Annotated in this window: 9 protein-coding genes and 1 pseudogene; 8 read left to right on the plus strand and 2 right to left on the minus strand. The window is 71.7% G+C overall.

The window, feature by feature from the left end:
* Positions 1-18: 18 nt before the first annotated feature.
* The 6 genes and pseudogenes from ACFWYM_RS11645 to ACFWYM_RS11670 form a co-directional block, all read left to right on the plus strand.
* Positions 19-1,176, plus strand: a complete 1,158-nt coding sequence (locus ACFWYM_RS11645; protein ID WP_384833762.1) for an ABC transporter ATP-binding protein — start codon at positions 19-21, stop codon at positions 1,174-1,176.
* Complete coding sequence (locus tag ACFWYM_RS11650) at positions 1,173-2,111, plus strand: ABC transporter permease (RefSeq protein WP_384833766.1); 939 nt, start codon at positions 1,173-1,175, stop codon at positions 2,109-2,111. The genes ACFWYM_RS11645 and ACFWYM_RS11650 overlap by 4 nt, the downstream gene beginning before the upstream one ends.
* Complete coding sequence (locus tag ACFWYM_RS11655) at positions 2,111-2,911, plus strand: ABC transporter permease (protein WP_384833769.1); 801 nt, start codon at positions 2,111-2,113, stop codon at positions 2,909-2,911. The genes ACFWYM_RS11650 and ACFWYM_RS11655 overlap by 1 nt, the downstream gene beginning before the upstream one ends.
* A gap of 23 nt (positions 2,912-2,934) precedes the next feature.
* The gene (locus ACFWYM_RS11660) at positions 2,935-4,386 is read left to right on the plus strand and encodes an NAD(P)/FAD-dependent oxidoreductase (protein ID WP_384833772.1); all 1,452 of its coding nucleotides are present in this window, start codon (positions 2,935-2,937) and stop codon (positions 4,384-4,386) included.
* Positions 4,387-4,546: 160 nt separating this feature from the next.
* Positions 4,547-5,059, plus strand: a complete 513-nt coding sequence (locus ACFWYM_RS11665; protein WP_384833775.1) for a hypothetical protein — start codon at positions 4,547-4,549, stop codon at positions 5,057-5,059.
* A gap of 238 nt (positions 5,060-5,297) precedes the next feature.
* A pseudogene (locus ACFWYM_RS11670) lies at positions 5,298-6,314 on the plus strand (chitinase); the annotation flags it as partial.
* Between the two features lie 202 nt (positions 6,315-6,516).
* On the opposite strand, the gene ACFWYM_RS11675 reads toward ACFWYM_RS11670, so the two are convergent.
* Positions 6,517-6,990 (minus strand): phosphatase PAP2 family protein, encoded by a 474-nt coding sequence (locus ACFWYM_RS11675; RefSeq protein ID WP_384833778.1) that lies wholly within the window; start codon positions 6,988-6,990, stop codon positions 6,517-6,519.
* Positions 6,991-7,566: 576 nt separating this feature from the next.
* Positions 7,567-8,901, minus strand: a complete 1,335-nt coding sequence (gabT, locus tag ACFWYM_RS11680) for a 4-aminobutyrate--2-oxoglutarate transaminase (RefSeq protein WP_384833781.1) — start codon at positions 8,899-8,901, stop codon at positions 7,567-7,569.
* 243 nt (positions 8,902-9,144) lie between these two features.
* On the opposite strand from gabT, the gene ACFWYM_RS11685 reads away from it, so the two are divergent.
* Together ACFWYM_RS11685 and ACFWYM_RS11690 are read left to right on the plus strand one after the other, a co-directional pair.
* Complete coding sequence (locus ACFWYM_RS11685) at positions 9,145-11,259, plus strand: ATP-binding protein (RefSeq protein ID WP_384833784.1); 2,115 nt, start codon at positions 9,145-9,147, stop codon at positions 11,257-11,259.
* Positions 11,260-11,515: 256 nt separating this feature from the next.
* On the plus strand, positions 11,516-13,189 hold the full coding sequence (locus ACFWYM_RS11690; RefSeq protein ID WP_384833787.1) for a PucR family transcriptional regulator: 1,674 nt from the start codon (positions 11,516-11,518) through the stop codon (positions 13,187-13,189).
* Positions 13,190-13,439 lie beyond the last annotated feature (250 nt).

Below are 13,439 nucleotides of genomic sequence, written 5' to 3' on the forward strand. Positions count from 1 at the left end.
TCGACCCCTGGACGCACCATGACGACGACACCACACGGCGGCGACGTACGCCTCACCGGGATCAGCAAGACCTACGGCTCCTTCACGGCCGTCCACCCGCTCGATCTCACCGTGCCGCAGGGCTCCTTCTTCGCCCTCCTGGGCGCGTCGGGCTGCGGCAAGACCACGACGCTCCGCATGATCGCGGGGCTCGAGGAGCCGAGCTCCGGGACCGTCCGCCTCGGCGACCAGGACGTCACCGGCCTCCCGCCGTACAAGCGGCCGGTGAACACCGTCTTCCAGTCGTACGCGCTCTTCCCGCACCTCGACATCTTCGAGAACGTCGCCTTCGGTCTGCGCCGGCGCGGCATCAAGTCGGTGAAGAAGCAGGTCGAGGAGATGCTCGACCTCGTCCAGCTCGGCGAGCAGGCGCGCAAGAAGCCGCATCAGCTCTCCGGCGGCCAGCAGCAGCGCGTCGCCGTCGCCCGCGCCCTGATCAACCACCCCAAGGTGCTGCTCCTCGACGAGCCGCTCGGCGCCCTCGACCTCAAGCTGCGCCGCCAGATGCAGCTCGAACTCAAGCGCATCCAGACCGAGGTGGGCATCACCTTCGTGCATGTCACGCACGACCAGGAGGAGGCCATGACCATGGCCGACACGGTCGCCGTGATGAACGCGGGCCGCGTCGAGCAGCTCGGCGCCCCCGCCGACCTCTACGAGAACCCGCGCACCACGTTCGTCGCCAACTTCCTCGGCACGTCCAACTTCATCGAGGCCGAAGTCGGCGGCAAGAGCGGCGACGACCTCGTACTGAAAGCAGGGGACGGCAAGTTGGTGCTGCCCGCCGCCCGATGTACCGCCGCGACCGCCACCGGCGGCAAGGTCCTCGTCGGCGTCCGCCCCGAGAAGATCTCCCTCACGCACGCCGACGACGCGGGCGAGATACCCGCCGGGCGCAACCGCATCACCGGCCGCATCGCCGACTCCAGCTTCATCGGCGTCTCCACCCAGTACGTCGTCGACAGCCCGCTGTGCGACTCCTTCGAGGTGTACGCCCAGAACATCGAGCGCGACACCCGCCTCGTCCCCGGCGCCGAGGTCGTCCTGCACTGGAACCCCGCGCACACCTTCGGCCTCGACGCCGCTCAGGACGCCGACGCGGGCGTGGAGAAGGTCGAGGAGGACCCGGCCGCATGACGACCACCCTCACCGACGCGCCCCCGAGCGCCCCCGAACCCGCCCCGGAAAAGACCCCCCGCAAGCCCCGCAGGCGCGGCCGCCTCGTCCCCTACTGGCTGCTGCTGCCCGGCATCCTCTGGCTGCTCGTCTTCTTCGCGCTGCCGCTGGTCTACCAGGCGTCGACGTCCGTCCAGACCGGCTCCCTCGAAGAGGGCTACAAGGTCACCTGGCACTTCGCCACCTACTGGGACGCGGCGGTCGAGTACTGGCCGCAGTTCCTGCGCTCCGTGCTGTACGCGGGCTGCGCCACCGTGCTGTGCCTGCTGCTCGGCTACCCGCTCGCGTATCTCATCGCGTTCCGCGCGGGCCGCTGGCGCAACCTCATCCTCGTCCTGGTCATCGCGCCGTTCTTCACCAGCTTCCTCATCCGCACGCTGGCCTGGAAGACGATCCTCGCGGACGGCGGCCCGGTCGTCGGCGCCCTCAACACACTGCACATCCTGGACGTCACGAGCTGGCTCGGCGCCACCGACGGCGACCGGGTCCTCGCCACCCCGCTCGCGGTGGTCTGCGGACTCACGTACAACTTCCTGCCGTTCATGATCCTGCCGCTCTACACCTCGCTGGAGCGCATCGACGGCCGGCTGCACGAGGCGGCGGGCGACCTCTACGCCAGGCCGTCCACGACCTTCCGCAAGGTGACGTTCCCGCTCTCCATGCCGGGCGTCGTCTCCGGCACCCTGCTCACCTTCATCCCGGCGGCGGGCGACTACGTCAACGCCGATCTGCTCGGCTCCACCGACACACGCATGGTCGGCAACGTCATCCAGACGCAATTCCTGCGCATTCTGGATTACCCGACGGCCGCCGCGCTCTCCTTCATCCTGATGGCCGCGATCCTCTTCATGGTCACCTTCTACATCCGCAAGTCCGGGACGGAGGATCTCGTCTGATGGCGCTCGTACGCTGGTTCCGGCGCAATCTCGTGGTGATAGCGGGACTCCTGACGCTCGCCTATCTGCTCCTTCCGAACGTGATCGTCACGGTCTTCTCCTTCAACAAGCCCAAGGGCCGCTTCAATTACGCCTGGCAGGAATTCTCGCTCGACGCCTGGAAGAACCCCTGCGGCGTCGCCGACATGTGCGGATCGCTCTCGCTCAGCCTGCAGATCGCGGCGTGGGCGACGCTCGGCGCGACCGTGCTCGGCACGATGATCGCCTTCGCGCTCGTCCGCTACCGCTTCCGCGCGCGCGGCGCCGTGAACTCGCTGATCTTCCTGCCGATGGCGATGCCCGAGGTCGTGATGGCCGCCTCGCTGCTCACGCTCTTCCTCAACATGGGCGCCCAGCTGGGCTTCTGGACCATCCTCATCGCCCACATCATGTTCTGCCTGAGCTTCGTGGTGACCGCCGTGAAGGCGCGCGTGATGTCGATGGACCCGCGTCTGGAGCAGGCGGCACAGGACCTGTACGCGGGCCCGGTGCAGACCTTCGTCCGGGTGACGCTGCCGATCGCCGCCCCCGGAATCGCGGCGGGCGCACTGCTCGCCTTCGCGCTCTCCTTCGACGACTTCATCATCACGAACTTCAACGCGGGCTCCACTGTGACGTTCCCCATGTTCGTCTGGGGATCCGCGCAGCGGGGCACGCCCGTTCAAATCAATGTGATCGGTACCGCGATGTTCCTCGTCGCCGTTCTCCTGGTGGTCGGCGGAATGCTGATCAGCAGGCGCCGCAACAAGCAAGCACAATAGGCTTTCTGAAGGAGTTGGAAATCATGGCCCCAAGTGCCATGCTGCCCATTCCTGGGGGCAGCGCCCCCGGACCCCACGGTTGGACCACTTCTCTCGCCGACGCCCAGCCGATGTCCTTCTGGCTGGACGACCCCGGCAAGCCGCACCCCGAACCCGCCCTCACCGGCGACGAGCAGTGCGATCTGCTCGTCGTCGGCGGCGGCTACAGCGGGCTGTGGAGCGCGCTCATCGCCAAGGAGCGCGACCCGCACCGCGACGTGGTGCTCCTGGAGGGCCGCGAGACGGGCTGGGCCGCCTCCGGCCGCAACGGCGGCTTCTGCGCCGCCTCCCTCACCCACGGCATCGGCAACGGCCTGGCCCGCTGGCCCGGCGAGATCGAGCGTCTCGAGGAGCTCGGCACCCGCAACCTCGACGAGATCGAGGCCGCCGTCAAGCGCTACTCCATCGACTGCGACTTCGAGCGCACCGGCGAGATCGACGTCGCCACCCAGCCCCACCAACTCGACGAACTCCACGAGATGTACGAGGAGATGGCCGCCCTCGGCCTCGCCGGAGGCAGCGAGCTCCTGGACGCGGAGCAGCTGCGCGCGCACGTCGACTCGCCGACCTTCCTCGGCGGCCTCTGGGACCGCGAGGGCGTCGCCATGCTGCACCCGGCGAAGCTGGCCTGGGGCCTCAAGCGGGCCTGCATGGCGGCGGGCGTCCGCTTCTACGAGCACACGCCGGCCCTCCAACTCGCCCGCTCCGGCGGGGGGATGGCCGTCCGCACCCCCTACGGCCGGGTCTTCGCCCGCCAGGTGGCGCTCGCCACGAACATCTTCCCGTCGCTGGTCAAGCGCGTCCGCGCATACACCGTCCCGGTCTACGACTACGCCCTGATGACCGAGCCGCTCAGCGACGAGCAGCTGGCCGCCATCGGCTGGCGGGGCCGCCAGGGCCTCGGCGACGCGGCCAACCAGTTCCACTACTTCCGCCTCTCCGCCGACAACCGCATCCTGTGGGGCGGTTACGACGCGATCTATCCGTACGGCGGCAAGGTCCGCGCCGAGTACGACCACCGCCCCGAGACCTACGCCAAGCTCGCCGGGCACTTCTTCACCTGCTTCCCGCAGCTGGAGGGCGTCCGCTTCACGCACGCGTGGGGCGGCGCGATCGACACCTGCTCGCGCTTCTCGGCGTTCTTCGGCACGGCGCACCAGGGGCGCGTCGCGTACGCGGCGGGCTACACCGGCCTCGGCGTCGGGGCCACCCGCTTCGGCGCCGACGTGATGCTGGACCTGCTGTCGGGGGAGAGCACCGAGCGCACCTCGCTGGAGATGGTGCGCACGAAGCCGCTGCCGTTCCCGCCGGAGCCGTTCGCGTGGACGGGCGTCGCGCTGACGAAGTGGTCGCTGGCCCGGGCCGACGAGAACGGCGGCCGCCGCAACCTCTGGCTCAAGGCGATGGACAAGGCGGGCCTGGGCTTCGACAGCTGACGCACGCTCACCGGCCAACGGCACCCTCCGGCGTACGCCGTCCCGGCCGCTGTGACCCGTCGCACTACCAACAAGTAGCCGAACCCGCGTAATGATCGGGCCCGGACTCCCTCTCCCTCGTGACACGCAGTGCCGTCACACAGGAAAGGGAGGTCACGCCATGACGGGCTCGGAGACCAAATCGGCGGTCGAGTGGCTGGTTTCGGTGGCGCCGGATCCGGAGAGCTGCCGCTGGGAGTGGGAGCGCAACCCCCTCGGGGTGGCCCTGCTCCCGGCCGGCAGGCTCTGGGACGTGCTGATCCTGCCCGGCGAACTCGGCTACCCCACGCTGGACGTGCTCACCCGCTGCCTCGACCGGCCCGGGCCGGTGCTCGCCGACTTCGGGGACGAGCGGATGGGCTTCTTCGTGCCGGCCGGGACAGTCGCGCGCTGGGTCGGCACGGGCGTCCGCGGGGCCGGGCGCGGGACGTGGATCGTCGTCCCGTATCCGGGGCGGACCACGGGCGGCGTCCGCTGGCTGATCCCGCCGGACGGCGCCGGCACCCTGACGGACCCGGCGCTCCTCGAACTCGCGATGCACGAGGCGGCGGCGGGGCTCGCCCGGGACGGGAAAGAGGCGACGGAGAGGAAAGAGGCGAAGAAGGCGACACGGAGCGACAAGGGCACCGACTGAGCTGCCGGAACCCTTGACAACTTAATTGGTCTGGACCAAGTTGGGCGCGCGCCACCCTCCCATCCCCCCATGCCCGGAGGCAGTTGTGGACCGCTCGCGCTTCAACCGATCCCGCGCCAGACGTCTCACCGTGGCCACCGCCGCGGCCCTCGCGCTCGCCTCGTCCGGCCTGCTGGCCACCACCGACGCATCCGCGCAGGGCGATTCCGCGCCGGCTTCCGCCGCGGCCGCGGGCAGTCACACCCTCGTCGGCTATCTGCACACCAGCTTCGCCAACGGGTCCGGCTACACGCGCCTCGCCGACGTCCCCGACAGCTGGGACATCATCGACCTCGCCTTCGGCGAACCGACCTCGGCGACCTCGGGCGACATCCGCTTCGGCCTCTGCCCCCAGACCGAGTGCCCGAACGTGGAGACCAAGGACGAGTTCAAGGCGGCCGTGAAGGCCAAGCAGGCGCAGGGCAAGAAGGTGCTCATCTCCATCGGCGGCCAGAACGGCCAGGTGCAGCTGACCACCACCGCGGCCCGCGACGCCTTTGTCTCCTCCGTCTCCGCGATCATCGACGAGTACGGACTCGACGGCCTCGACATCGACTTCGAGGGCCACTCGCTCTCTCTGAACGCCGACGACACGGACTTCAAGAACCCGAAGACCCCGGCGATCGTGAACCTGATATCGGCGGTCAAGTCCCTGAAGGCGAAGTACGGTTCGGGCTTCACGCTCACCATGGCGCCGGAGACCTTCTTCGTGCAGCTCGGCTACCAGTACTACGGCACCGGCAAGTGGGGCGGCCAGGACCCGCGCGCGGGCGCGTACTTGCCCGTCATCCACGCCCTGCGCGACGACCTCACGCTGCTGCACGTCCAGGACTACAACTCCGGCCCCATCATGGGCCTGGACAACCAGTACCACTCCATGGGCGGCGCGGACTTCCACATCGCGATGACCGACATGCTGCTCACCGGCTTCCCGGTCGCGGGCGACACCAACAACGTCTTCCCGGCGCTGCCGCCCGAGAAGGTCGCCATCGGCATGCCCGCCTCCACCAACGCGGGCAACGGCCACGTCGCCCCCGCCGAGGTGAACAAGGCCCTGAACTGCCTCACCAAGAAGACCGACTGCGGCTCCTACCAGACCCACGGCACCTGGCTCGGGCTCGCCGGCCTGATGACGTGGTCGGTCAACTGGGACCGCTACAACAACTGGGAATTCCAGAAGAACTTCGACCAGTACTTCGGCCGATCCTCCGGCTGAGAGTCACCGGATGAGGTGCCCTGTGTGGCATGACCACGATGAGGAACCCGAAGACCCGAAGAGCGGAAGACACCTGCTGCCGGCCGCGGTCCTGAATTCACCGACCCGGGCATCCTCGGCCCCGAGAACAAGAGCAGGACCGTCCCGATGCGCACCGAGTTCCGCGTCCGCTCCCACGACCGGCACACGGTCGACCTCTGCTTCACGCCGCCCGGTCAGAAGGAGCGCCTTGTGGACCGAGTCGAGTACATGCGAGTGCCGTGACCTGGAGCAGCATCACGCACAGGCACCAGCTGCCGATCACGTCCAGGGGCCAGTGGTAGCCGCGGCGCACCAGGCCGAGACCGATCCCGGCGTTCAACAGGACGCAGCCGATGACCAGTTCGCGCCGTAGGTACGCACTGCGCACCAGCGGCAGCACCACCAGCGCACAGGCCCCGTAGGCGACGGCCGCGGTCGCCGCGTGGCCCGAGGGGTAGAAGCCGCCGTGGCCGTCCATCCCGGGCGGCCCCGGCCGGTCGACGAGGGCCTTGAGCGGGGCGACGAGGAGCGGCACCGCGGCCATGGCCAGGGCGGCGGCGACCGGCGGCAGCCACCACCGGGACGTCCCCTCGCGCCACCCCCGCCAGGCCGTGTACGCGAGGACGGCGGCCAGCACCGGAACGGCGACCGTCATGTTGCCGAGGTCGGACAGGAACTCGGCGGCGCGGTCCGGGAGGCGGCTGTCGACGAGCGCGCGCCCGGCCCGCTCGTCCGCGTGCCGCAGCGGGCCGTCGACGACGACCTGCCAGGTGGCGAGTGCGAAGAGGGCGGCGCAGAGGCCGAAGAGAGTGAGAAAGGCAGTCGGCCATCCCGGAACAGGGGGGGTAGTTCCGGGATGGCCGACCTGATCGGGCTGCCGCGCGCCCCGGGGGGTTTGGGGCGGGCGGCCATCCGATCGGTGAGGAGTTCCGGAGCGCGAGGCTCCGGGTGTGTGCGCAATGGCACGACCAGGGCGGGGCTGGGGAGGCTCCGTCCCGGCGTCACCCACAGTCCCCTGTGGGCGGGGTGTTTCTCTCATCTGCAGAAACCGTACGGCAGGCGGCGGGGGCCCGACAGGCGGAACAGCATCCCGTCATGGGGCTCGCACACGTTCTTCACAGGCCCTGACGGTCACCCCAGGTCACGGCGTTCTCACCGCGTGGGGTCCGCACACGTCAGGGCGCGTTCCGGCGCTTGCGGAGCCGTTTCGGGCGCCGCTCGTCGTCGTGCGTCACAGGCCCGCGAGGGCGGTCTCCAGGATGTCCAGGCCCTCGTTCAGGAGGTCCTCGCCGATGACCAGCGGGGGCAGGAAGCGCAGCACGTTCCCGTAGGTGCCGCAGGTCAGGACCAGGAGGCCCTCCTGGTGGCACGCCTTGGCGAGCGCGGCGGTCGCCTCCGCGTTCGGCTCCTTGGCGGCGCGGTCCTTGACCAGCTCGATGGCGATCATGGCGCCGCGGCCCCGGATGTCGCCGATGATCTCGTACTTCTCCGCCATGGCGGCCAGGCGGGCCTTCATGGTCGACTCGATCGCCTTGGCCCTGGCGTTGAGGTCCAGCTCCTTCATGGTCTCGATGGCGCCGAGCGCGCCCGCGCAGGCCACCGGGTTGCCGCCGTAGGTGCCGCCGAGGCCGCCCGCGTGGGCGGCGTCCATGATCTCGGCGCGGCCGGTCACGGCGGCGAGCGGAAGCCCGCCCGCGATGCCCTTGGCCGTCGTGATCAGGTCCGGGACGATGCCCTCGTCCTCACACGCGAACCACTGGCCCGTACGGCAGAAGCCGGACTGGATCTCGTCGGCGACGAAGACGATGCCGTTGGCGTTCGCGAACTTCACGATCTCCGGCAGGAAGCCCTTGGCGGGCTCGATGAAGCCGCCCTCGCCGAGGACCGGCTCGATGATGATCGCGGCGACGTTCTCGGCGCCGACCTGCTTGGAGATCATGTCGATCGCCTGGGCGGCGGCCTCGGGACCGGCGTTCTCGGCGCCGGTCGGCCAGCGGTAGCCGTAGGCGACCGGGACACGGTAGACCTCGGGTGCGAACGGCCCGAAGCCGTGCTTGTACGGCATGTTCTTCGCCGTCAGCGCCATCGTCAGGTTGGTGCGGCCGTGGTAGCCGTGGTCGAAGACGACGACGGCCTGGCGCTTGGTGTGGGCGCGGGCGATCTTGACGGCGTTCTCGACGGCCTCGGCGCCGGAGTTGAACAGGGCCGACTTCTTGGCATGGTCGCCCGGCGTCAGCTCGGCGAGCTGCTCGGCGACGGCCACGTAGCCCTCGTACGGCGTGACCATGAAGCAGGTGTGGGTGAAGTCGGCCAGCTGCGCCGACGCCCGGCGCACGACGGCCTCGGCGGAGGCGCCGACGGAGGTCACGGCGATGCCGGAGCCGAAGTCGATGAGGCGGTTGCCGTCGACGTCCTCGATGATGCCGCCGCCCGCACGGGCCGCGAACACGGGCAGCACCGAGCCCACGCCCCCGGCGACGGCGGCGGTCCTGCGGGCCTGCAGCTCCTGCGACTTGGGGCCGGGGATGGCGGTGACGACGCGGCGCTCCTGCGGAAGTGCGGTCATGAGGGGCTCCCTGGGGGTCGTGCGAAGGGGGGCGATGACGGTGATGACGGGGAAGACGGCGACGCGCGATCACGGGACGATACGGACGCATCGGCTTCCTTCTTCGCAGGCTAGGGGTGAGGTGGGGGAGCGGGCATGCTCCATCAGGGAGTTGTTGAGAGTGTCGGTTGTCCGCCGTGGACATAGCAGGGGCACTAGATTGACCCGCGAACCAGCAGAGCGGCAGGTCAGGGGGCAAGGGCCATGGAACCCGAGGGCACGCAGGACGCACGTGGCACACATGCCACTCCGGTGCCGCCGCCCCGGCCCGCGCGGGCGCCGGGAGAGATGGTGCCGGGGGTGCCGCCGAGACCGGACGGGGCCGCGTTCCTGACGTGGCTGCGGACGCCGCGGCCGAAGGCTGCGCCGGGGGTGTGGCGGTTCGGGCATGTGGCGCGGCCGGAGCAGGAGCCCGAGCTCATCCCCTCGCGACAGTTGCTGAGCGGGGCGCTGATCGCGTTCCTCGTGGGGTGGCTGGTGTGGTCGCTGCTGTGGAACGGGTACCTGGGCGGCTGGTGGGTGGTGCCGATCGAGCTGCTGTTGCCCGACTCCTGGATCTACGGCCAGGGCAGGGTCGGCAACGCCTTCGTCTGGTACGGCTACTACACCGTCATCGCCCTCATCATCATGATCGGCGTCGGCAAGCTCGGCCGCTGGGGCGAGGTCTGGCGCCGCTTCGTCCTGCCCCGCTTCCGCCGCCCCGCCCCGCAGGCCCCGCCCCCACCGCCCGAGGAAGACCCCGCCCAATGGCCCCAGCTCCGGGCCGCGGGCGCCGACGCGGTGGCCGACCGGCTCGCCGCGGACGCCGGGGCCGGGCTCATGCGCGACATCGACCACGCCCGCATCGCCCGCGCCTGGGCCTCCGTGCGGGCCGGGCGCAACACCCTCGCCGCCTTCGGCGAGGCCGTGCGCCGCGACGGCGCCGCCGCCTGCGCGCACCCCTCCGGCGACCGCGACCTGCCCGCCCGCGCCGCCCGCCACGACCTGGTCACCGCGCAGGTCCGCCTCGGCCGCACCGCCGACGACCCGCGCAACCCGTACGCGTACCGGGGCGCGGGTCTCGGCATCGGCCCCGACGTCCTCGGGACGTCCCTGCTCGCCGTCGGGCCCGCGGGCTCCGGCAAGACCGGCTCCGTCGTCTGGCCGCTCGCCGAGTCGCTCTGCCTCCAGGCGCTCGCCGGGCGGGCCGCCGTCGTGGTGGTCGGCGCCGCGGGCGCGGGCCTCGGCCCCGTCGACGCCTACGACGTGGTGATCCGCCTCGGCCACCCCGAGTCCGTCTACGACCTCGACCTGTACGGCGGCGCGAGCGACCCCGACGAGGCCGCGGCCGTGCTCGCCGAGGGCCTCGTCGGAGACCTCGCCGAACCGCACCCCGGCGCCGACAGCCGCCGCTCCACGACGGTGCTCGCCCAGCTCCTCGGGCCCTTCCGCGCGGTCCACGGCCGCTTCCCCTCCGTACCGGAGCTGCGGGCCCTGCTCGAGGGCGCGCCCGGTCCGCTCGGTGCGCTCCGCAAGGCCCTCGAGGACGCCGGGCAGGACGCCATGCTCCGTGAACTCGACGCGCGGGAACGGCAGTTGGGGCACCTGGGGGACGCGGGGGTGCTGCTCGCGGACCGGGTGGCGCTGCTCGACCGGCCCGCGTTCGCCCCGTTCTTCAACACCTCCGACGGCCCGGAGAGCGGGCGGCCCTTCTCGCTGCGCGCCCTCGACCACCCGGTGCGGGTCCGCATCGACCTGCCCGAGCGCGGCCACGCGGACGCCTCCCGCATCCTGGCCCGGCTGATCCTCGCCCAGTTCACGTCGAGCGCCGCCGTCCGCGAGGACCGCTCGCTCTTCGCCTGCCTGGTCCTCGACGACGCGACGGGCACGATCACGCCCGAGTCCGTGCGCGCGGTCCAGCGCCTTCGCTCCGCCAACGCCGGGGTCGTCCTCACCCTGCGCACCCTCGACGACGCACCCCGGCCGCTGCGCACCCCGCTGCTCGGCGCGATCGGCTGCCGGATGGCGCTGTCCGGACTCACCCCGTGGGACGGGCAGGACTTCGCGGAGGTCTGGGGCAAGGAGTGGACCGAGACGCGGGACGTCACCGACCGGCAGATCATCGCCGAGACCCCGCTGGGCAAGACGGTGCACGTGCTGCGCAAGGTGATCACCGGCAACCACGCGACGGCCCGCGCGGTCACCGTCCGCCAGGTCGAGCGCGAGCGCTGGTCCGCCTCCGAACTGGCGCACGGGGTACCGCCGGGCCACGCGGTGCTCTCGCTGCGCGACGTGCGCGGGGAACACGCGCCCCCGCTACTGGTGGACCTGCGGGGCTGAGCGGGCGGTGGATCTGCGGGGCTGAGTGGGTGGTGGGCCTGCGGGGCTGAGCGGGCGTCAACAGGGAGAGGACAGGTACCCGGCATTCGGTCTTGTCGGCACCGTACGGTGAGGCAGAATCAACACAGGTCGTTCATACGGACCGGCCAAAAGATCCACATCCCGGGCGCCCGCCTCCACGGACGGCCGGGAACGGCACCCGGACGACCCGCCCCGCCCGCCCCGCCCGCCCCACCAGCCGCCACCTGAAGGCCCCATGCCGCCCACGCTCGCCTCGCTCGTCCACCACTCCGCGCTGAAGCTGACCGTGCGCGCGGGCGAGGAACGCCTGGACACCCCCGTGCGCTGGGCCCACGCCAGCGAACTCACCGACCCCGTGCCCTACATGGAGGGCGGCGAGCTCCTCCTGATCACCGCGCTCAAGCTGGACGCGGAGGACCCGGAGGCCATGCGGCGCTATGTGAAGCGGCTCTCGGACGCGGGCGTGGTGGGGCTCGGCTTCGCCGTCGGCGTGCACTACGCGGACATCCCGAAGGCCCTCGTCGACGCGGCCGCCGAGGTGGACCTGCCGCTCATCGAGGTGCCGCGCCGCACCCCGTTCCTCGCCATCAGCAAGGCCGTCTCCGCCGCCATCGCCGCCGAGCAGTACAAGGCGGTCACGGCGGGCTTCGCCGCCCAGCGCGAGCTCACCCGGCAGGCCCTGAGCGGCGGCCCGGAAGGGCTCCTCGGCGCGCTCGCCGCGCAGGTCGACGGCTGGGCCGCGCTGTACGACGCCTCGGGCGCCGTCGTCGCCACCGCCCCCGAGTGGGCCGGGCGCCGCGCCGCCAAGGTCACCCCGGACGTGGAGCGGCTGCGCGACCGGCCCGCGCCCGCGAGCTCCGTCGTCGCGGGCGCCGAGGACCGCGTCGAGCTGCACTCGCTGGGCACGGGACGCCGCCCGCGGGCCGCGCTCGCCGTCGGCACGGCGTCCACCCTCGGCACCGCCGAGCGGTACGCGGTGCACTCCGCGATCGCACTCCTCACCCTCACCACGGAGCGCTCCCGCTCCCTCCACGCGGCCGAGCAGCGCATCGGCTCGGCCGTGGTGCGGATGCTGCTCGCGGGCGAGCCGGACCACGCGCGCACAGTGGCGGGGGAGTTGTACGGGGGGCTGCTCGACGCCCCGTTCCGTCTGGTCGTCGCGGAGGTGGCGCCCGCGTCGTCGTCGGCGGTGGCGCGCGGGCTCGGCGACGTGTCCCCGGAGAGCGAGGCCACGCCCACCGCCTCGGCGGCGCTCGCGGCGGCCGACGCGCTGGGCGGCGACCCGCTCGCCGCGCTCGCCGACGTCGTGGAGGCCGCGGCCGCCCGTGCGGGCGAGTCCCTCCTGGTCGTCCCGTACGGGGAACGGCTCGTCCTCCTCGTCGTGGACGCGGGCACGGCGGCGCGGGCCGTCGTCGAGTACGCCCAGGCCCTGGAGGCGGCGCGCGCGTCCGTGCCGGAGCAGGCCGCGGGCGACGACGCCGAGCTGATCATGGGCCTGTCGGCCCCGTCCGGACCCATCGCCGCCGCGACGGCCTACAAGCAGGCCGTCCAGGCCCTCTCCGTCGCCCGCCGCCGCGGCCGCGCCCTCGTCGAGCACGAGGAACTCGCGGCGGGCTCGGTCCTGCCCCTCCTCGCCGACGACGCGGTACGGGCGTTCGCGGACGGGCTGCTGCGGGCGCTGCACGAGCACGACGCGACGGGCCGCGGCGACCTGGTCGCGTCCCTGCGCGCCTGGCTCTCGCGGCACGGCCAGTGGGACGCGGCGGCGGCGGACCTCGGGGTGCACCGGCACACGCTGCGCTACCGGATGCGGCGGGTCGAGGAGATCTTGGGCCGCTCCCTGGACGACCCGGACGTACGGATGGAGCTGTGGCTGGCCTTGAAGACGACATCGACGGCGACCGAATGAGCCCGTCCGGCGTTTGAGGACGAGGCCGTCCAGGCCGATACGGGGATCTAGGGCCTGTCCGGCGGATCAGGCCGCATGATTCCGAGCTGTGCCGTCCGTCGCTGGTGAGCGGGCTGTGGTGCGTCGAGATGCAAGGCGGAGGAGGGCGACAACGCGGAGCGTTGGCAACCGACGACAACGCCGCAGATCGGCGTGGAACAGCCCGCGACCGCGGCAAGATCCGCCGGACAGGCCCTAGGGGCGAAGCCCC

Source organism: Streptomyces sp. NPDC059009 (assembly GCF_042740175.1).
In the GTDB taxonomy this organism is placed as follows: domain Bacteria; phylum Actinomycetota; class Actinomycetes; order Streptomycetales; family Streptomycetaceae; genus Streptomyces.